16 protein-coding genes are annotated in these 21133 nt (G+C 71.2%); 11 read left to right on the top strand and 5 right to left on the bottom strand.

The window, feature by feature from the left end; genetic code table 11:
• Positions 1–46 precede the first annotated feature (46 nt).
• On the top strand, positions 47–1294 hold the full coding sequence (locus tag KUV67_05830) for an O-antigen ligase family protein (protein ID MBY6204390.1): 1248 nt from the start codon (positions 47–49) through the stop codon (positions 1292–1294).
• Here the strand turns inward: KUV67_05830 and KUV67_05835 are convergent.
• From KUV67_05835 to KUV67_05845, 3 genes are read right to left on the bottom strand one after another with little or no spacing between them, the layout of a single operon-like run.
• Positions 1291–2397 (bottom strand): hypothetical protein, encoded by a 1107-nt coding sequence (locus tag KUV67_05835; protein MBY6204391.1) that lies wholly within the window; start codon positions 2395–2397, stop codon positions 1291–1293. The two genes, KUV67_05830 and KUV67_05835, sit on opposite strands and share 4 nt — an antisense overlap.
• Positions 2398–2412: 15 nt before the next feature.
• Positions 2413–2976, bottom strand: coding sequence for a PH domain-containing protein (locus KUV67_05840; GenBank protein MBY6204392.1), 564 nt, complete (start codon positions 2974–2976; stop codon positions 2413–2415).
• A 33-nt stretch (positions 2977–3009) separates the two neighbouring features.
• Positions 3010–3867 (bottom strand): lysophospholipid acyltransferase family protein, encoded by an 858-nt coding sequence (locus KUV67_05845; protein MBY6204393.1) that lies wholly within the window; start codon positions 3865–3867, stop codon positions 3010–3012.
• Between the two features lie 53 nt (positions 3868–3920).
• On the opposite strand from KUV67_05845, the gene KUV67_05850 reads away from it, so the two are divergent.
• The gene (locus tag KUV67_05850; protein MBY6204394.1) at positions 3921–5201 is read left to right on the top strand and encodes a 3-deoxy-D-manno-octulosonic acid transferase; all 1281 of its coding nucleotides are present in this window, start codon (positions 3921–3923) and stop codon (positions 5199–5201) included.
• A 12-nt stretch (positions 5202–5213) separates the two neighbouring features.
• Here KUV67_05850 and KUV67_05855 read toward each other — a convergent pair whose 3' ends face one another.
• Both KUV67_05855 and KUV67_05860 read right to left on the bottom strand, forming a co-directional pair.
• Entirely contained in the window at positions 5214–6566 is a 1353-nt protein-coding gene (locus tag KUV67_05855; protein ID MBY6204395.1) for a TolC family outer membrane protein, read from the bottom strand.
• Positions 6567–6637: 71 nt separating this feature from the next.
• Positions 6638–7291: a protein-L-isoaspartate O-methyltransferase gene (locus KUV67_05860; protein MBY6204396.1), complete on the bottom strand. Its 654-nt coding sequence runs from the start codon at positions 7289–7291 to the stop codon at positions 6638–6640.
• A gap of 216 nt (positions 7292–7507) precedes the next feature.
• Here KUV67_05860 and thiC point away from each other — a divergent pair, with 216 nt between their 5' ends.
• From thiC to KUV67_05905, 9 genes are all read left to right on the top strand, one after another.
• Entirely contained in the window at positions 7508–9385 is a 1878-nt protein-coding gene (thiC, locus tag KUV67_05865) for a phosphomethylpyrimidine synthase ThiC (GenBank protein MBY6204397.1), read from the top strand.
• 50 nt (positions 9386–9435) lie between these two features.
• Positions 9436–9981, top strand: coding sequence for a sigma-70 family RNA polymerase sigma factor (locus KUV67_05870; GenBank protein ID MBY6204398.1), 546 nt, complete (start codon positions 9436–9438; stop codon positions 9979–9981).
• Positions 9968–10744 (top strand): DUF3379 domain-containing protein, encoded by a 777-nt coding sequence (locus tag KUV67_05875; protein MBY6204399.1) that lies wholly within the window; start codon positions 9968–9970, stop codon positions 10742–10744. Before KUV67_05870 ends, KUV67_05875 begins: the two co-directional genes overlap by 14 nt.
• A 195-nt stretch (positions 10745–10939) precedes the next feature.
• On the top strand, positions 10940–12373 hold the full coding sequence (locus tag KUV67_05880; GenBank protein ID MBY6204400.1) for an amidohydrolase family protein: 1434 nt from the start codon (positions 10940–10942) through the stop codon (positions 12371–12373).
• A gap of 3 nt (positions 12374–12376) precedes the next feature.
• Positions 12377–12943: an N-acetylmuramoyl-L-alanine amidase gene (locus KUV67_05885; GenBank protein MBY6204401.1), complete on the top strand. Its 567-nt coding sequence runs from the start codon at positions 12377–12379 to the stop codon at positions 12941–12943.
• Positions 12944–12945: 2 nt separating this feature from the next.
• Positions 12946–14895 carry a hydantoinase/oxoprolinase family protein gene (locus KUV67_05890; protein ID MBY6204402.1) on the top strand — a complete coding sequence of 650 codons (1950 nt, stop codon included), beginning with the start codon at positions 12946–12948 and terminating at the stop codon, positions 14893–14895.
• A gap of 123 nt (positions 14896–15018) precedes the next feature.
• On the top strand, positions 15019–15516 hold the full coding sequence (gene msrB / locus KUV67_05895; GenBank protein ID MBY6204403.1) for a peptide-methionine (R)-S-oxide reductase MsrB: 498 nt from the start codon (positions 15019–15021) through the stop codon (positions 15514–15516).
• Positions 15506–16027, top strand: coding sequence for a peptide-methionine (S)-S-oxide reductase MsrA (gene msrA, locus KUV67_05900; protein MBY6204404.1), 522 nt, complete (start codon positions 15506–15508; stop codon positions 16025–16027). Before msrB ends, msrA begins: the two co-directional genes overlap by 11 nt.
• A gap of 141 nt (positions 16028–16168) precedes the next feature.
• Complete coding sequence (locus tag KUV67_05905) at positions 16169–21127, top strand: tandem-95 repeat protein (protein MBY6204405.1); 4959 nt, start codon at positions 16169–16171, stop codon at positions 21125–21127.
• Positions 21128–21133: the final 6 nt, after the last annotated feature.

A 21133-nucleotide genomic window follows, 5' to 3' on the forward strand; every position in this document is an offset into this window, starting at 1 on the left:
GCGGGCGCTGCGCCCGGTTGCAGCGGACAGTCTGCTCGGCCGGGCCGTGGCGGCCCTGGTCGCGATCGGACTGGGGTTCGGCCTGGTCGTTCCAAAGGTCGCAGGGGCGGCCTTCCTGCTGCTGGCCGCCATCGCGATCGTCTGGCTGGAACCCGCGGTGGTCCGGCGCCGCGCCGAGCCGGTGCTGGTCCCCGGCGACGGCCCGCTGGTCCTTGCCGTGATCGGGTTCGTCTCCCTGTGGCTCGCGGCCTGGGCCCTGCACGGGCTCGGTCCGATCGGCACCGACGACGTCGGTCGCACGCTGCGCCTGCTGCTGATCGTCCCGCTCTACCTGTTCCTGCGCCGGGTCGACGGCCTCGATCGTCCGCTCTGGTGGGGCCTCGCGCTCGGCGCGCTGGTCGCCGGTGTGTTCGCGATCGGTACGACCCTGGACGGTCAGGCCGGCCCGTGGCAGTCGAGGGTCGGCGGCGCGACCAATCCGATCTATTTCGGCGGCGTTTCCCTGGCGTTCGCGCTGGCCCTCCTGCCGCGCGTGGCCAGCGCATCGATCCCGCCCGCCGAGCGCACGATCGCCGCGCTGGCCCTCCTGCTGGGAATGCTGGCCGCCGCGTTGTCCGGCTCGCGCGGCGCCTGGCTGGCCCTGCCCCCGCTGCTGCTGGTCTATGCCTTCACGCTGGCCGGCGGGCAACGTCCGATCCGGCGCTTCGGCTGGCCGATCGCCGTCGCTGCGCTGACCCTGGTCCTCGCGCTGATCCCCGGCGTACCGCTGGGCGACCGGGTCGCCGAGGCGATCGCAGGCCTCGACCGGCCCGCCGGTGCCGAGCTGGACCCCTGGAACACGCTGGCGGTCCGCAGTGAACTGTGGCGGGTCGCGTTCGATTCGATCGCCGCGCACCCCTTCCTCGGCGGCGGTCCGGGAGCCTTCCGCCAGGCCCTGGAGGCGGCCGCAGCCGGAGGCGGCCTGCACCCCCAGCTGCTCCGCTACGAACATCCGCACAGCCAGTACCTGTCGGCGCTGACCATCAACGGGCCGCTCGGCCTTCTTGCGCTGCTCGCCCTGTTCGGCGTGCCGCTTGCGCTGGCCGCACGCGCGCTCGCCGATCCCGCCCGCGAGGTGAGGCACCTGGCCTGGGCCGCGGTCGCCATGGTGACCGTTCTCGCGGTGGTCGCGCTGGGCGAGTCGATCTTCCAGCGCAACGCCGGCATCGTCTGGTTCGGCTTGCTGGTCGCGCTGGGCCTGGCCCGTGTGCGATCCACCGAGCGCCTGGCTGCAGCGCCGATCCGGGCGGACTAGCCGTCCAGCAGGCCCAGCATCCGGTCCGCGACCCGGCCGGTGTCATTGACCACACCGAGCCTTCGGACTGCTTCGACCAGGCCCGCCCGCGCCTCCGGATCGCGATGCAGCGCGATCGCTGCGTCGGCCAGCACGGCGGAATCCAGCGCCGCCGGCCGGACCGCACCGGACGCGGCCAGGCGCGCGAGACGGGCCGGCTGATCGTGGCCGCCGGTCGCGGTCATCACGCAGGGCCGGGCGGCGAGCAGCACCTGGTTGCTGAGCATGTTGCCGGCGCCGGCCACGATCAGGCTCGCCTCGGCCAGCCGGGCGCCGAGCGTTTCGGTCGGTAGCGAGCGAACCACCCGCACACCTGCCGGCCCGTCATCGGTCTCCCCTTCCGAATCACCATCCGAATCGGACGCTGCCTCGCCTTCGTACTGGGGGCCAAGGATCACCAACGCTGGTGCGCCGGTCGCCCGGTGGAAGGCGCGCGCGGCGTCGAGAAACAGCTCGGGCACGGGCCGGCCGTCGCTCACCTGGCCGCCGCCGCCGGACACGAACACCGCGGCCTGCCGTGGCTCGCCGTTTCCATGGCCCCGGTCGGCCCGATTCGAACCCGATGCGGTCGGCGCGATCGCGCTCGTTGTCAGGATCGCGGGCCCGCCGAACAGTCGGAGCATCCCGCGCTCGATACGCCCGGGCGGCGCGGCGCCGCGGCCGGGGCCGACCAGGACGTGCAGGTCGATCCAGCGCATCCGGCGGGGCGAGAATCCGCGCCGCCGCCGACTCGTCCGGTTCGATACCCAGACCACCCGCCCGCCGCCGCGCCGGACCCGGCGCAGGTGGTCGGTGCGGCCGCTGCCGTCGAAGATCGCTAGCGCCGGTCTGAGCCTGTCGAGGTGCGCGGCCACGGCGGCCGCGGCCCGGGCGGGCGTGGCCTCGAGCGCGTGCACCGTCCAGCAGGAATCGGGGGCGAGTCCGGCCCGCGGATCGAGCAGGACATGAACGTCGAGGTCCGGCTGCCGGGCATGCATGGCTCGGGCCAGGTTGAGGCAGCGGAAGGCCTCGCCGGACCCGCGCGGTCCGCTGGCCGGCACGAACACGACGCGCGGAGACCCCACGACCGAGTCGCCCGCTCAGCCGTCGTCGCGTTCCGCGAGGCGGCGATCGATACGACGTTCGATCCGCTGGACCGCGTCGCGGATTTCGGCCAGCAACTCGACCGTCGGGTCCTCGCCGTCGACCGCCGGGGAGGACGACGCCTCGGGGCGATCGGTGACCTTGTCACGCTGGTCCAGCGCATCGTCGCGGAACCCGTCCGTGTCCTCGATGCCGATCAGCCGAACGAGCGCCATTCCGCCGCTGGATTGTCCGGCCGTTTCCACCTGCAGGCCCTTGACCCCCATTCTCCGCATGATCGGGCCCTGGACCAGCGCCAGGTCCGTGACCTTTTCCAGCGGGATGCTCTTCTCCTGCCGGATCAGGACGCCGCGACTGACCTGCAGTTCACGGCTGGTCAGCACCACCTCCAGCGTGGCGTAGAAGCGGCGGTAGTACCACCAGGCGAAGGGCAGCGCGAAGGGCAGCAGCAGGATGCCGAAGACCGTGGCGAACATGGTCAGCGTGAAAGTGATCAGCGAATAGCGGACCGCCTGAGGCGAGATTTCGGCGGTGCGGAGGATACGAGGCTGCTGGCGCATGGGCGATACCGGCGATGGACAAGGACCGGAAGTCTAGCGCGGGTAGCGCGGCGGCGCGCCGACCGGTGCCGTCTTGAAGCGGCGATGGACCCACCAGTACTGCGCCGGCGCGGTTCTTGTATATCGCTCGAGAAACGCGTTGTATCGCTCCAGCATCCGTTCGGGCCGGTCCGCGTCCTCGGTCCACGCCGCCTCGAGGTGGACCCTGACCCGGCCGTTGTCCGGGGACTTGATCACCGCCATCGGAACGACCCGCGCCCGGCCCATCCGGGCGAGGTCGGGCAAGCCCTTCAGCGTCGCCGTCGGCACGCCGAAGAACGGCGCGAAGCGGGAGCGCTCGGGCCCGAAGTCCTGGTCGGGCGCGTACCAGAGCACGCCGCCGTCTCGCAGGTGGCGGACCATGCCGCGCAGGTCGTCGCGCGCCAGCATCGGTCCGGCATAACGCCCCCGGCCCTGGTTCTGGAACGTGTTCAGGCGGGCATTGCGCAGGGGCCGATAGACGCCGCCGACCGGGACCCGCTCGGCGACCAGGCGACCGCCGAGTTCGAGGCTGGTGAAGTGCCCGGTCAGCAGCAGTACGCCGCCTTCGTTGCGGGCGGCATGCAGGTGCTCGATGCCGACGATCTCCCCGGCCGCGTCGTCCAGCGGGGCGTGCCGGGTCCAGCAGACCGCGATCTCGGCCGCGGTTTCGGCCAGCTGGCGGAAGTGCTCGCGAGCAACCGCTTCGCGCCAGTCGGTCGATCGGTCGGGGAAGCACAGCTCGAGGTTGCGCCGCACGATCGCCGCCCGGCGGCGCATCAGGAGGCGCATCGGACTCTGCAGCCAGCGCGTGCTGCGGCGGGCCTCGGGCAGCGACCTGCGACCGACCCGGCGCGCCAGCCACAGGGCCATGCGCGTAGCCAGGTCGCCGGGGCTGGGATATGCTGCGCGGGATGTCATCCTGGATGCGAGTGTATCGCGCGCTGACGGCCACGCTCGCGCCGCTGGCCCGTCGCCGGCTGGCCCGCCAGGGCCGCGCGCTGGACGCCGTCGCCGGCCGCGAAGCCGAGCGCCGTGGCGAGGTTCCCGAGGCCGGTGGCGAACTGTGGCTTCACTGTGCATCGGTCGGCGAACTCAACGCGGCGCAACCGCTGATCGAGCGCCTGCTCGACCGCGCCGGCCGGCCGCTGCTGGTCTCGACCCTGACGCCGACCGCCGCCGCGCTGGCCGCCGATCGCTACCGGGACCACGACCGCGTCCGCTCCGTGCTGGCGCCGCTGGATCGGCCCGCCGACGTCCGCCGCTGGCTGGACCGCACGCGGCCCGAGCGGTTGGTGCTGATCGAGACCGAACTCTGGCCCGAACTGTTGGCGGGCTGCATCCGGCGCGCACTCCCGTTCGCGATCGCGAACGCGCGCATCTCCGATCGCGCCATGGGCCGCTACCGGCGGCTGCGCGGCCTGTTCGCGCCCCTGCTCGCCGCCTGCGGACCGATCGCCTGCCAGGCACCGGCCGACGCGCAGCGCTTCGAACAGCTCGGCGCGCCCGCCGGCCGGATCGTCGTGACCGGCAACATCAAGTTCGATCCGGCAGCCCCGGCCGATCTCCCCGCCGACCTCGAACGACCGCTGGACGCGTTGGCGATGCGACCGACCTGGCTGGCCGGCAGCACCCATGCCGGCGAAGAGGCCCTGGTGGTCGAGGCGCATCGGCGGGTGCTCGAGCGCCATCGGGACGCGCTGCTGCTGCTCGTCCCGCGTCATCCGGAGCGCGCGAACGAGGCTCGAGCCGTCGCCGAGCGGGCCGGGCTCACCGTTACCGGGTTCGACCGCCCGTCGACCGGCGGCCAGGTGCTCCTGGTCGACCGCCTGGGCGTGCTGGCCGGCCTGTACGGAGTCTCCTCGGTGAATTTCGTCGGCGGCAGCCTGGTCGAGGGCATCGGCGGTCACAACCTGATCGAAGCGGCGCGCGGCGGCCGGCCGGTGCTGACCGGGCCGCACACCGCCGACCAGGCCGAGGCGGCGAACGGCCTCGAGGGCGCCGGTGGCCTGGTTCGTGTGCAGGGGGCTGCGGACCTGGCCGCGACGATCATCGAGCTTTTCGACGACCCGGACCGGCGCGCAGGGATCGCGCATCGGGCCGAGACCTTCCTGGCCACGCAGCGCGGCGCGCTGGACCGGACCGTGGCGGTCCTGGAGCGCTGGTTGGGCGGCGCCGGAGCGCGGCCGGAATCGAGCCTGAACTAGGCGGGTCGGGACTCAGCCCGGACCGGTGCCGGCCAGCAGGCGGTTGGCCGCCTCGAGGTCCTCCGGGGCCAGCACGCCGGCGGCGCGTTTCAGCGCCAGCGAATCGACGATGAACTGGTGACGGGCCTGCGAATAGTCGCGCTGGGCCTGGAAGAAGCGCTGTTCGGCGAGCAGCACGTCGACGATCGTCCGGGTGCCGACATCGAAGCCCGCGTTGGTGGCCTCCAGCGCGCTGTCGGCCGAAATCAGCGCCTGCTCCAGCGCTTCGACCTGGCGGATGCCGGCGATCACCGCACGGTAGGCGTTCTCGGTCTGGCGAACCGCGGCGCGCTGGGCCGAATCGAGCTCGAAGCTCGCTGCCTGGCGCAGCACGCGGGTCTGCCGGGTCTGCGACTGCACCGCGAAACCGGAAAAGATCGGCACGGTCAGCTCGAGGCCGACCTGCCAGGTGTCGTTCTGGAACTCCACCGTGGCGACCTCGTTCTGGAAATCATCGCGCAGCACGAATTCGTTGTTGACGCTGCGGTTGTACGAACCGACCAGGTCCAGCGACGGCAGATGGCCGGCGCGTGCGATCCGCAGGTCGGCATCGACCACGTCGACGGCCCGGCGGGCGGCCTCCAGCTCGGGCCGGTTGGCCAGCGCCTGCTCGACCCACGCCGATGCTGCCGACGGCTGCGGCGGCTCCAGCGGCAGCTCGTCGGCCAGCGGCCGGAACGAGTCGAACATCGTGCCGGTCAGTTCGCGCAGGAGCTCGCGGGCGTTTTCCAGGCTGTTCTCGGCGACGATCACGCGAGCGCGCGCCGCGTCCCAGGCGGCCCGCGCCTCGAGAAAGTCCGTGACGGCCGACAGGCCGACTTCGAAGCGCTGTTCGGCCTGCTCGAACTGGCGCTGCAGGGCCTTCTCCTCGGCCTGGGCGAAACGCAGGGCATCGATCGCCGTGAGCATGTCGAAGTAGCGCTCGGCCACCCGCAGCAGGAAATCCTGCCAGGCGATGTCGAACTCGGCGTCGGCCTGGGCGATGTCGGCGCGAGCCCGGGTGAGCCGGCCGTAATTGGCATCGTCATAGATGCTCTGGCGCAGGCTGAGCCGGTAGTTTTCCGAGTCGATGTCGTTCTCGCGAAGATCCGTGCCGTCCAGCGTGGGCTGGGCGTTACCGATATCGCGCGATGCGGTGGCCGAGAGCTGCGGCAAAAGGTTCGAGCGCGCGATCGCCTCCTGGTAGGTCGAAGCCTCGAGGCGACGCTCGGCGGCCTGGATCTGCGGGTCGTTGGTCGACGCCAGTTCATAGACGCCGAGCAGGTCGACGGCCACGGCCGGAGCGGTCAGCGCCAGGGCCGCGGCCCCGATCAGGTATCTGTACATTGCAGTTCTCGCCATTGCATCGTTCGTTGAAAGGTAGCCGCGCGCGGTGAAGGCCGCACCCGGTGCACGCCTCAGAACTCGAAGCGCGGCGCGTCCTCGCTGCCGATCAGGCGCGGCAGGTCGGTGTCGAACAGGCTCTCCTCGGACAAGCGGCCGGATCCGGTCCGGGTCAGCAGCAGCGCTTCCATCGCCGGCGAGCGACCGCGGACAATGAACAATCGCCCGCCCGGCTTCAGCCACTCGGCGAAGCGACCGGGTACGGCAGGAACCGAGGCGGTGACCACCACCGCGTCGAAGGACTCCGGATCGAACCCGGTCTCCATCGCGTCCGCGTGACGGACCTCGACGCCGTCGATGCCGACGGTCGCCAGCGACTTCTGCGCCTGCTCGGCCAACGCCTCGACGATCTCCAGGCTGGTGACCTGCGCGCCCAGGGCGGCCAGACAGGCGGCCAGAAAGCCGGAGCCGGTACCGACTTCCAGCACCCGCTCGCCGCCGTCCAGCGCCAGGGACTGCAGGCAGCGGCCCTGCTCGATCGGCTTCATCATCACCTGGTCGTGACCCAGCGGGATCCGCAGGTCGGAAAACGCCAGCTTGCGGTGACGCGCCGGCGCGAAGTCCTCGCGCGGCACGCTGCGCATCACGTCGAGGACGCGGGAATCGAGCACGTCCCAGGTCCGGACCTGCTGTTCGATCATGTTCGATCGGGCCTGTTCGAAATTCACTACGGTTCTCCTGGTTCGACGCGCGGGTCGAGCGAACGAAACGGCGCGCGCCGGGGATTCGACGGTTCGGCGCGTATTGTACCGGCCGCAGGCGCCGGAGAGCCCGTGCTGAACGTCACGCGCGGCCCGTCGGCCGGCCGACGCGCCCGGAGCCGTGCCCGGCGGGGTAGTATCCCGAGCTGGTTCCCATCGCCGGGCCCCGGTCCGACCCACGCCATGTCCTCCACCTCGTCCGAAGTCGCCCGCCGCCTCGATGCCGAACTGCTCCGCCTGCCGCCCGGCTCCCGCCTGGTCCAGGTACCGGGCAGCCGGCCCGACCTGAAGGTCTGGATGCGCGAGATCCGCCAGCACGACACGCCGGCCACCTTCGGCGCGCAGCCGAACCCGCCGCTCTATGTCTACGAGACGGCGGCCCCGTTCATGCGCGAGGACGATGCGCCCGATCCGGCTCGCGGTCTCGACCCGGTGCGCGCCGCCTGGATCGACGAGCGCGACGACACCGAGCCGCTGGCCGACCTGTCCTCGTCCTATTCCCGCCAGCGCCGCGAGCAGGCCGACCCCACCGATCGTTTTCCCGGCGAACGCTCGCCGCGCAAGGCGAAGGCCGGGCGCTGCGTGACCCAGCTGCACTACGCCCGCAAGGGCATCGTCACCCCGGAGATGGAATACGTCGCGATCCGCGAGAACGCCCGGATCGACGAGATGCGCGAGGCCTGGGAGGCCGCCGGCCTGCTGCGGCGCCACCCCGGACAGCCGATGGGCGCCGAGCTGCCCGAGGTGATGACGCCGGAGTTCGTCCGCGACGAGATCGCGGCCGGCCGGGCGATCCTGCCGGCCAACATCAACCACCCCGAGGCCGAGCCGATGGCGATCGGCCGTAACTTCCGGGTCAAGGTCAATGCGAACATCGGCAATTCCGCGGTCCGGTCGTCGATCACCGACGAGGTCGAGAAGCTGGTCTGGTCCCTGCGCTTCGGCGCCGACACGGTCATGGACCTGTCGACCGGCAAGGACATCCACGAGACCCGCGAATGGATCGTTCGCAACTCGCCGGTGCCGATCGGCACGGTGCCCATCTACCAGGCGCTGGAAAAGGTCGGCGGGGTGCCGGAGGAACTCACCTGGGAGCTGTTCCGCGACACGCTGCTCGAACAGGCCGAGCAGGGCGTGGACTACTTCACGATCCATGCCGGCGTCCGCCTGGCGCACGTGCCGCTGACCGCGGGACGGGTCACCGGCATCGTCTCCCGGGGCGGCTCGATCATGGCCAAGTGGTGCCTGGCCCACCACCGGGAGTCGTTCCTCTACGAACGCTTCGACGAGATCTGCGAGATCATGGCCGCCTACGACGTGTCCTTCTCGCTCGGCGACGGCCTGCGCCCCGGCTCCGTGGCCGACGCGAACGACGCGGCCCAGTTCGCCGAACTCGAGACCCTGGGCGAGCTGACGAAGAAGGCCTGGAAGCACGACTGCCAGGTGATGATCGAAGGCCCCGGTCACGTTCCGATGCAGCTCATCCGCGAGAACATGGACAAGGAGCTGGCCGACTGTCACGAAGCGCCCTTCTACACGCTCGGGCCGCTGGTCACCGACATCGCACCGGGTTACGACCACATCACCTCGGGCATCGGCGCGGCCCAGATCGGCTGGTACGGCACGGCGATGCTGTGCTACGTCACGCCGAAGGAGCACCTCGGCCTGCCCGACAAGCACGATGTGCGCGAGGGACTGGTCACCTACCGGATCGCGGCGCATGCCGCCGACCTGGCCAAGGGGCATCCGGCCGCCCAGGTCCGCGACAACGCACTGTCGAAGGCGCGCTTCGAGTTCCGCTGGGACGACCAGTTCAACCTCGGCCTCGATCCGGCCCGCGCTCGCGAGTACCACGATCAGACCCTGCCCAAGGATGCGCACAAGGTCGCCCATTTCTGCTCCATGTGCGGGCCGAAGTTCTGTTCGATGAAGATCACCCAGGACGTCCGCGACTACGCGGCGGAACACGGCCTGGGAACCGAGCAGGCGCTGGACGCCGGGCTGGAGGAGAAGGCCGAGGAGTTCCGCCGCACCGGCGGCGAGGTCTACCGGCGCCAGTAGGCGGTCGACCCAGCGAAGATGCCCGAAAGAAAACCCGCGACGTGCCGGTCATGAATCACCAGGAGCGCAACGAGCGATTCGACGCGATCGTGCAGCGCTACGGCGACGACCTGTACCGCTTCGCCGTGTGGCTGTGTCGCGACCCGGCGTTGGCCGCCGACCTGGTCCAGGAGACCTACCTCCGGGCCTGGAAGGCGTTGCACAAGCTGCAGGACCGCGAAGCGGCAAAGAGCTGGCTGATCACGATCCTCCGCCGCGAGTTCGCGCGCACCTTCGAGCGCAAGGTGCCGCCGATCGACGACATCGACGACCAGGTCGTCGCCGAACCGAACGAGGACGGCCCGGACGATCGCACGGAGCGCGACCGGATGCGCGAGGCGATCGCAAGGCTCGACGCGATGTACCGGGAGCCGCTGCTGCTCCAGGTGGTGCTCGGGCTCTCGATCGCCGAGATCGCCGGTGAGCTCGAACTGACCGAGAGTGCGGTGATGACCCGGGTATTCCGGGCTCGCGAGCAGCTCAAGACACGACTGTCGTCGCCGGACGCGGCGAACGACCGACGACCGGATTCCGGGGGAATGAATGAACGTCGATGAACTCCGACGCCAGCTGATGACCGACCCGCAGCGTCACCGCGACGAGGCCGAGACCGCGCGCGAGACGGGCGGTGATGCCGGACGCGTGGCGGCAGAATCGGAGGCGTTCGAGCGGCTGCTCGATGAGGCGCTGAACGTAGCGCCGCCCGAAGACCTGGAGACCCGCCTGCGCCAGACCGCCTTCCGCGCCGGTCGAAGTCGCGACGGCCGTAGCGGCCGCCGGTCGGTCAGCGGACCGGCGCGCTGGCTGGCGCTGGCCGCAACCGTCACGCTGGCGGTCGCGATCACCGTGTTCACGCTGCGCGAGACGCCGACCGACGGCGGCTCGCAGCTGACAGCCCCGGAACTCGGCGCATTCATCGCGCGCCATTGGGACTACGACGGAACCGAGGTCCTGGCCGCCGCGCTGACCGACCCCACCGATGCCAGCCGGGTCCAGGCGCTGCTCGACGGCTTCGGCGTCCGGCTCGAGCCGGAACTGCTGGCCGACGTGCGCCTGAGCAAGATCTGTCCGACGCCCGACGGCGCCGGCGCTCACCTGATCCTGGCCACGGGCGACGGGCCGCTGACGCTCTACTACATGCCGCAGACACGGGTCCCGGGCTCCGGCGAGCGCTATCCGCTGGCCGACGGGATGCAGGCCTGGGTCTTCAACGTCGAGCGAGGCAGCATCGCCCTGGTCGGCGAGGACGATCGCGACCTGCCCCTGCTCGGCCGGAGGATCTCCGACCGCCTGGTGTTTCCTGAAGAGCGCCGCCTCTGACCCGATCCGTCGACGGGACCGGGGCAGCGCCCGGACCGCGCCCCGGCTCGCTGAACGATCCCGAATCTCCGGAACCCGCCTCGAACCCCATTCGTGGCTGCTAGCATGATCTCGAATCAGGCCTGCTTCACGATCCGCGGTTGTCCGAGCGCCGCTGCTGCCTGACTACCGAGCATCGATTCCGGAGCTGCTGCCATGCGAACCCATCCGATCGCCCCGTCCCTGCTGTCGATCCTGTGGACGTGCCTGCTCCCTCTCCTGTGCGCGGCGCCGACCGACGCTCTCGCCGAGGATGGGGTGCTGATCCGCGACGTCCGGATCGTGGACCCCGATGCCGCGACGGTCTCCGAGCCGCGCGACGTGGCGATTCTCGGCGGCTGGATCGTCGACGTCGAAGCCTTCGACGGCATGGCCGCGGACGCCTACCGAACCGTCGATGCAGGAGGTCGCTGGCTGATCCCGGGGCTGGCCGAAATGCACGCCCACGTGCCGCCGGTCACCCCGCCCGATTCCGGCTCGACCATCGACCCGACCGCCGCCCGGCATCGCGTGGACGACGTGCTCGCGCTGTTTCTCGCCCACGGCGTGACCACGATCCGCGGGATGCTCGGCGAGCCCGGCCACCTGGTGCTGCGCAGGCAACTGGCCGACGGCAGCCGCTTCGGACCGCGCCTGATCACCTCGGGACCTTCGCTGAACGGCACATCGGCACCGACTGCCGACGCCGCCCGGCGTCTGGTGCGACGCCAGGCCGAGGCCGGCTACGACCTGCTGAAGCTGCACCCCGGCCTGCTGCCGGACACGTTCGCCGCCCTGACCGCGGCGGCCGACGGGCTGGACATTCCCTTCGCGGGCCACGTGTCGGGCGCCGTCGGACTGGATCGCGCGCTGGCCGCGCGACAATGGACCATCGACCACCTCGACGGCTATGCCCAGGCCCTGGTCCCCGAAGACCACCGGGCCCGCCGGACCGAGCCCGGGTTCTTCGGCATGGCGCTGGCCGATGCGCTGGACCCCGGGCGGATTCCCGAACTCGCCCGGGCCACGCGTTCCGCCGGCACCTGGAACGTGCCGACCCAGACCCTGATCGAGAACATCGCCGTCGGCGACCCGGACGCGCTCGTCGCGCGGCCCGCGATGCGCTACGCGCCCGCTGCCACCATCGACCAGTGGCGGCGCCAGGTCGCCCAGCTGCGCGAGCCCTTCGGCAAGGACCAGCTGCAGCGCTTCGTCGAGGTCCGGCGGTCGCTGATCCTCGGCCTCCACGAGGCCGGTGCGGGCCTGTTGCTCGGCGCCGACGCGCCGCAGATCTTCAACGTTCCCGGGGATGCCGCACACCACGAGCTGGAACTGCTGGTCGCCGCCGGGCTGACGCCGGCGGAGGCCCTGGCTACCGGCACCACTGCCCCGGCCCGCTTTCTCGACGAAGCCGCGGGCGGGTGCATCGCGCCGGGCTGCGTCGCCGACCTGGTCCTGCTCGACGGCGATCCCCTGGCCGATATCGGCAACGTCCGCCGAATCCGCGCGGTGGTCCGGGCCGGCCGCTGGCTCGACCGCAACGACCTCGACCGGCGCCTCGCGGCAATCGCGCGTCGCGCCCGCCCCGATGCGCCGACGGCGCCGGATTGACTGATGGCAGCGGACATCCGTACCGACCTGCTGCCCTACGCCGAACGCCTCGATCGCCGCGACCCGGCGAGCATCCGGCGGATCGTGATCCACGCCACCGAACTGCCGGACCTGGCCACGGCCCGGACCTATGGGGAGCGCATCCACCACGAACGTTCGCGCACGGGCAACAGCGGGCACTTCTACGTCGACCGCGACGGTCGCATCGAGCGCTGGGTGCCGATCGACCGTATCGCCCACCACGTGCGCGGCCACAACGCCGACAGCATCGGCATCGAGCTGGTCAACAGGGGCCGCTACCCGGACTGGTTCGACAGCCGCAGCCAGGACTGGACCGAGCCCTATCCGGACGCGCAGATCGATGCCCTGGTCGCACTGGTCCGCGCACTCGAACGGCAGCTGCCCGCGCTCGAGGAACTCGCCGGTCACGACCAACTCGATCTCGACCGGGTCGAGGCCAGCGACGATCCGCGGAGAACGGTCCGGCGAAAGACCGACCCCGGCCCGGCGTTTCCCTGGGACCGTCTGACCGACGAGACCGGGCTGCCGCGGTTGTCGACCGAGCGATGACGATGAAGAACGCAGAACCCGTACGGGTCGGTGTCGACACCGGCGGCACGTTCACCGACTTCGTCGCGCTCATCGCCGGACGGCTGACGACCGCCAAGGTGCTGTCCACGCCGGACGACCCGGCGCGCGCCATCCTCGAAGGCCTGGAACGGCTGGGGATCGCGCCCGAGCAGGCCGACCTGGTCCACGGCACCACCGTCGGCACCAATGCCGTGCTCGAGGACCGCGGCGCACCGGCCGCGTTCGTGACCTCCACGGGCTTCGCCGACCTGCTGACGCTCGGGCGCCAGAACCGCGACGCGCTGTATGCCCTCGAACAGCCCCCGGTGGACCCGCCGGTGCCGCCCGAGCGCTGCTTCGAGATCGCCGCCCGGACCGCGGCGGACGGCCGGAACCTCGCCACGCCAAGCGACCGGGACCTGGCTGACCTGGCGCACGCGATCGAGGCCAGCGGCGCGGAGGCCGTCGCCGTCTGCCTGCTGTTTTCCTGGCTCGAGCCGACGCTCGAGCAGCGCATCGCCGACGCCCTGCCCGAGCGTATCCCCGTGTCGTGCTCGCACCGGGTGCTGCCCGAGATCCGCGAGTACGAACGCGGCATCGCGACCTGGCTGAACGCCTCGATCGCCCCCCGCCTGGCCGGCTATCTCGGCCGCCTGGCCGATGCGCTGGACGGCGGCCGCCTGGCCGTCATGCAGTCCAGCGGGCTGACGATCTCGGCCGACCAGGCCGCCGAGCGCGCGGTCCACCTGCTTCTGTCCGGTCCTGCCGGTGGCCTGGCCGCCGCAGCGCACGTCGGCCGCCAGCTCGACGAATCGAGGCTGCTGACCTTCGACATGGGCGGAACCTCGACCGACGTGGCGCTGCTCGAGGGCCGGCCCAGGTTGACCGCCGAGGGTCGAATCGGTCGCTATCCGGTCGCCGTGCCGATGGTCGACATGCACACGATCGGCGCGGGCGGCGGCTCGATCGCGCGCATCGACGCCGGCGGCCTGATCCAGGTCGGTCCCCGCTCGGCCGGCGCGGACCCGGGGCCGGCCTGCTACGGCCGCGGGGGCACCGAGGCCACGGTGACCGATGCCAACCTGCTGCTCGGCCGGATCCCGGCCGCCGTGAAGCTCGGCGGCCGGCACGCGCTGGACGTCGATGCGGCCCGCGCCGCCATGCAGCGCCTGGCCGAGAACGCCGGACTGGACGTGGACGCCGCCGCGGCCGGGGTGATTCGCATCGCCAACGAACACATGAGCCGCGCGCTGCGCGTGATGTCGGCCGAGCGCGGGCTCGATCCCGGCCGCTGCCGCCTGGCCTGCTTCGGCGGCGCCGGCGGACTGCACGTCTGCGAGCTGGCCGAGAGTCTCGGCATGCGCCGTGCCGTGGTCCCGGCGAGATCCGGGGTGCTGTCGGCCCTGGGCATGCTGGTCGCCGAACCCGGCCGCCAGATCACCGCCAGCGTGCTGACGGCCGCCGAAGGGCTGGATGCCGACCGGGCCGACGAGGTCTTCGCGCCGCTGGAGGCCCGCGCACGCGAGGAGCTGATCGCGGAAGGCACCGCCGCGGACCGGATCGAGTTCCGGCGCCGTGCAGCGTGCCGCTACTCTGGCCAGAGCGCGTCCCTGGAGCTCGACATCGCGCCGCCCGACGCGCTGGCCGAGCGCTTCCATGCGGCGCACGAGGCCGCCTTCGGCCATCGCCTCGACCTGCCGGTGGAATGGGTCACGGCCCGGCTCGACGCCCGCGGACCTGCCCGCCTCGACCGCGTGCCGCCGCCGGACGACGTGGTCGAGGTGCCCGCCGACGCCGGCGACGTGCCCCTGTTCGCCCGTGGCGACGTCCCCGAGTCCGGCCTCGCGGGCCCGGCCATCGTCCTCGACGCCGATGCCACCACCTGGGTCGCCGAGGGCTGGACCGCTCGCCGGTCGTCCGACGGCCACCTGCTGCTCGATCGAGCCGGGTAGGCCATCCCGCCACGCCCCTGCGCAAGATTCTCACGCGTTTCGCGGTCTACTCCGAGCACGGAATGGAACCCATCGCGCGACCGGACGAGCGCTCCGGTTGCTGCTTCAGAACGGATGCACCCGATGACCGACGACCGAACGACCCGCGACGGACCCTCCCGAACGCGCGACTACCGCAGGACGCCCGAAGCCGTCGAGGCGCTGACCGACGAGCAGTACCGTGTGACCCAGGAGAACGGTACCGAGTACCCGGGCACCGGCGAGTACCTGGACAACGACGAGCCCGGCATCTACGTCGACATCGTCTCCGGTGAACCCCTGTTCGCCTCCTCGGCCAAGTTCGATGCGGGCTGCGGCTGGCCGAGCTTCTCCAAGCCCATCGAACCGGCCAACGTCAACGAGCTGCGCGATGCGAGTCACGGCATGATCCGCACGGAAGTCCGCAGCGCCCACGGCGACAGCCATCTCGGCCACGTCTTTCCCGACGGCCCCCAGGACCGGGGCGGACTTCGCTACTGCATCAATTCGGCTTCGCTGCGCTTCGTTCACCGCGACGACATGGAAGCCGAGGGCTACGGCGAGTACATCGACCAGGTGGAGGAGCGGCGAGATGGCGACTGAAAGCAAGACGGAACGCGCCGTGCTTGCCGGCGGCTGCTTCTGGGGCATGCAGGACCTCATCCGCCGGCTGCCCGGCATCCTCGAGACGCGCGTCGGCTACACGGGCGGCGACGTGCCGAACGCGACCTACCGGAACCACGGCACCCACGCCGAAGGCATCGAGATCCGCTTCGATCCCGAACGGATCTCGTACCGGCGGATCCTCGAATACTTCTTCCAGATCCACGACCCGACCACGCCGAACCGCCAGGGCAACGACCGGGGCCCGTCCTACCGCTCGGCGATCTACTACGTCGACGAGCGGCAGCGGGAGGTCGCGCTCGACACGATCGCCGACGTCGAGGCCTCGGGCCTCTGGCCGGGCAAGGTAGTGACCGAGGTCGAACCGGTCGGTGCGTTCTGGGAGGCCGAACCGGAACATCAGGATTATCTGCTGCGCTATCCGAACGGCTACACCTGCCATTTTCCACGTCCCGAATGGGTCCTGCCGCGCCGGACGGCGGGCGCCTGACCTTCGGCGGGCGCGAAATCCCGCTCAAAATCCCACAAAAATGTGATGGAAAACACGCTTTCGGCGTGACATACTCCCAGGTCTTCTGTGGGGGCGCAGTTGCCGGATCGGCCCCCACGCCGGCTACGGAGGGAGTTCCGGATGCGTGATTCGACCCTGGCACGTGGTGCCTTCGCCGCCCTGACCGTGGCGTTCGTCGCGGGACTCGCGTTGTTCTCCGCCCCGCTGGCCGCGCAGGCCCCGGACCCGGTCTACGACGTACTCGTCGACCTCGACCGGAACGCATCCACCGGCTGCAGCGCGACCTACACCGGCTCCGCGCCCGAACCGGGCTTCGAGCGCCGGCTCCGCGCCACGCTGGATGTCGATACGCAGACCATTGTTTCGGTGGACCTGCAGAGCTGCGACGGTGTCGCCTTCCAGACCGTGATGGCCCTGGGCGGCGCCTACCCGGCCGGCCTGAACGTCGGCGTCGGCGGAACCGACGTCATCGAACTGGCGGTTACTCGCGACGCGCTCGGCGCCGGCAGCCAGGCGCTGATCCGCCTCGCTTTCGCCGCCGACAACTTCACCGGCTCCGACCTCCTGACCACGATCGACGGGTCCGGGGCCGGACCGGGCATCTTCCTCGGCCTGCCCATTTCGGTCCCGACGCTGTCGATCCTGGGCCTGCTCGTGCTCGCCGTGCTCGTCACGGCCATCGCCTGGCGCGCGCACCGTCGTGCGGGCCAGCTCGGCGCGGTCGGTCTGGTCCTGCTGGTGGCCACGGTGGCCTGGGCCATGAACTTTTCCGCCGACGGCGATGTTTCCGACTGGGCAGGTCGCACGCCTTCGGCGTCGGACCCTGCCGGCGACGCCACCGACGGTTCGGCCGTGATCGACCTGCGCGAGGCCTTTGCCGCCTTCGAGGACGGCGGCCTGTTCTTCCGCATCGACGTGACCGATATCGAGAACCAGCCGCCGGTGGTCGTCGACGACGCCTACGCCACGGACGAAGACACGCCGCTGAGCGTGGCCGCGCCCGGCGTGCTGGCCAACGACAGCGACCCCGACGGCGACCCGATCACGGCGGTGCTGCAGACCGGGCCGGGCAACGCCCAGGCGTTCACGCTCAACGCCGACGGCAGCTTCGACTACACGCCGGCCGCCGACTTCAACGGCAGCGACAGCTTCACCTACGTCGCCAACGACGGCCAGGCCGATTCCTCGGTCGCCACGGTGGCGATCACGGTCAACGCGGTCAACGATCCGCCGGTGGCGCAGGACGACAGCGCGACCACGCTCGAGGACAATCCGGTGCCGGTCGATGTGCTGGCCAATGACAGCGACATCGACGGCAGCCTCGACCCCGCCAGCGTCGCGATCACAACGCCGCCGGCCAACGGGGGAACGACCGTCGACCCCGGCACCGGGGTGGTCACCTACACCAAGACCGGCGACTTCAACGGCACGGATTCCTTTGTCTACGAAGTCTGCGACGACGGCACGCCGCTGCCGGCCGAATGCGCGAGCGCAACGGTCACGATCGACGTCCAGGCGGTCAACGATGCGCCCAGCTTCACGCCCGGGCCGGACCCGACCGTGCTCGAGGACGCGGGCGCGCAGACGGTTGCCGCGTGGGCGACCGCGATCAGCGCCGGTCCGCCCGACGAGGCGGGCCAGGTGCTCACCTTCAACGTCACCGGCAACGACAACCCGGGCCTGTTCAGCGCCGGTCCGGCGATCGACGCCGGCAGCGGCGACCTGACCTTCACGCCGGCCGCCGACGCCAACGGCAGCGCGACGATCACGATCACGCTGTCCGATGACGGCGGCACCGCAAATGGCGGCGTCGACACCTCGCCGCCGGCGATCTTCACGATCACCGTCGACCCGGTCAACGATGCGCCGACCTTCACCCCGGGCGGCGACGTCAGCGTGCTCGAGGACAGCGGCGCGTACAGCCAGCCCTGGGCCAGCGCCATCTCGCCCGGTCCGGCCGACGAATCCGGCCAGGTCGTCAGCTTCCCGATCACCGGAAACACGGATCCGGCCCTTTTCGCCGCCGGCCCCTCGATCGCGGCCGACGGTACGCTGAGCTTCACGCCGGCCGCCGACGCCAACGGCAGCGCAACGATCACCGTCGTCGCGATGGACGACGGCGGCACCGCGAACGGCGGGGTCGACACTTCGGCGCCGGCCAGCTTCGTGATCGACCTCACCGCCGTCAACGACGCCCCGAGCTTCACCGCCGGCCCCGACGTGTCCAGCGACGAGGACGCCGGGCCCCAGACCGATGCGGGCTGGGCGACCGCGATCGACCCGGGCGCGCCGGACGAGGGCGGCCAGGTGCTGACCTTCAACGTGGTCGGAAACGACAATCCGACGCTGTTCGCCGCCGGCCCCTCGATCGACCCGGGGAGCGGCGACCTGACCTACACGGCCGCCCCGAACGCCAACGGCGTCGCCAACATCACGATCACCCTGTCCGACGACGGCGGCACCGCCAACGGCGGCGTCGATACCTCGCCGCCGGCGACGTTCTCGATCACGGTCAATCCGATCAACGATCCGCCGACCGTGACCGCTCCCGGGCCCTTCGACGTGCTCGGCAACGTCCGGATCCAGGTCACCGACGGCGCCGACGACCTGCTGGCCAACGCCAGCGACGCGGCCGATGGGCCGGGAGCCCTGCCGCTGTTCATCGGCGGCACCGTGCCGGCCACCACGGTCCAGGGCGGCGACCTGTCGATCAACACCGCCGACGGCACGTTCAGCTACAACCCGCCGGCCGGGTTCACGGGTGCCGACAGCTTCGACTACCAGGTCTGCGACAACGGTACGCCGGGCAGCGCCTGCAGCGCCGCCGTGACCGTCGATCTCACGGTGACCGACCGGATCTGGTTCGTCGATCCGGCCGCGCCCGCCGGCGGCGACGGCCGGCTGGCCACGCCGTTCAACGACATCGACCTGCTCGACGCCGTCAACGACGGGGTCGGGACCAACCCCGGCCCCGGCGATGCACTGTTCGTCGATTCCGGCGCTCAGACCGGCAGCCTGACGCTCCTGGCCGGCCAGCGCCTGTTCGGCGCCGCGGCGAGCGCGCCCCTGGCCACCATGGCCGGCGTCACCGTGCCGCCCTACAGCGATCCCCTGCCGGCCTCGCCGGCCGCCGCGCCGGAACTCGCGAACCCGGGCGGAACCGTGCTGACGCTGGGCAGCGACAACCTGCTCCGCGGCGTACACATCGGCGACAGCATCACCGACATCGTCGGCAACGGATTCGGCACCCTGACCGTGTCGGAAACGCAGCTGCTTGGCACCGGCACCGCGCTCGACCTGAACAACGGCACCGTGATCGACGGCGCGGGCAGCGGCGGCTTCACCACCGTGACATCGACCTCCGCATCGACCAACCTGCGGCTGTTCGCGATCGACGGTAGCCCGACGCTGGGCACCGGGTCGCTGGGCGGCGCCACCGGCTCGGCCGTGATCATCGACGGCGGCACGGCGACCCTGAGCTACGCCGGCTCCATCACCGCAACGACCGGGATCGCTCCAGCGGTCTCGATCCGCAACCGGGCGGGCGGCAGCGTCGAGCTCTCGGGCTCGATCACGTCGACCACCGGCGGCATCGAGCTGGATTCGAACGGCCCATCGAGCGTGACGCTTTCGGGAACGCTGGACATCGATACCAGCGCAACGCCGGGCATCGCCGGCCTGGTCGCGACCAACGGCGGCACGCTGAACGTGACCGGCCCCGGCAACCGGATCAGCACCGCCGGCGCCCGCGCGATCGACGTGGCCAACGTGACCCTCGGTGCCGCGGGCGCGAGCTTCGAGAGCGTCTCGGCCAGCGGCGGCGATCACGGCATCCGGCTGCTCGGCACCGGCGCCGGCGCGTTCAGCATCAACGGCGCCGGCGGCGCGTGCACCCTGGGCACCGCGGTCTGCTCCGGCGGGCGCATTGAAAACACCACCAGCCACGGTCTGCTGCTGCAGAACGCGGCCAACGTCACGCTGCGCAACCTCCGGGTCGATGCGACCGGCGACGCCAACGACGAGAACGGCATCGAGATCGTCGACCCGTCCGGCACCTGGCTCATCGACAGCAGCGCGATCAGCGACGCGGCCGACGACGCGATCGAACTCGGCTTCACCGGCGCCGGCACCCTGGCCTCGCTGACCGTGACCAACAGCGAACTGGACGGCATCGGCGACTTCCCGGGGGGCGTCTACGCGATGGGCGCGGGCAACGGCTTCGCCGGCGCGGCGCTCGACCTGGACATCGCCAACGGCGGCACGCTCGGCACCCTGACGCTGAACGGCCTGACCCTCACCGACTTCGACGGCCGCGGCATCAGCATCGATGTCGGCACGAGCGCGACCTCGGGCACGCTCTCCGGCGGCTCGGTCGACAACATCAGCATGAACGGCATCGGCACGCTGGGCTTCGTGTTCAACGGCGACGGCACCGGCGTCGGCGTGCTCGACTTCGCCGACTCGTCGATCGCCAACGTCGACAATTCGTCGGCGCTGGTGTCCCAGTCCAACGGCAACGCGTCGATCACGCTGGGCGCCGCGCGCACCACGGCCTCGGTGGTCAACGAGAGCTTCTTCGGCGTCAGCTGCAAGCGGCTGGTCAACGACGGCAACGTGGTTGCCGACACGCCCCAGCTCTCGGTCACGCTCGACAGCCACGGCTGCACCGACGGCGGCGACGCCGAGCCGCTGTTCGCCACCGGGCGCGGCAGTCAGGGCCGCTTCGACCTGCAGAGCACGAACAACACGCTGCTGGCCGCGCCGGGCACCTTCATCCACGGCTCCTACATCCAGGCCGGCAACGGCACGGCGGGCGAAGCCGACACGGTCTGCCTGGACAAGAGCGGCAACGACAGCGACGGCGCCGACGGCGAGCCGGGGATCCGGCTGGTGCAGTTCGGTGGAACCACCTACCATCTCGAGGGCTTCGCCGGCACCGGCACCAGTGCCGTGTCCGTGGAGTCGTTCATCGATACGCAGAACCCGCTGTCCACCCCGGGCTCGGACGTCGACGACTTCACCGGCGTGGTGAATTTCAGCACGCCGGCGGCACCCTGCAACACGCCCGCGGTGCCCTGAGGCACC

The sequence above is a fragment of the Halomonas denitrificans genome (genome assembly GCA_019800895.1).
Classification (GTDB): Bacteria; Pseudomonadota; Gammaproteobacteria; order Xanthomonadales; family Wenzhouxiangellaceae.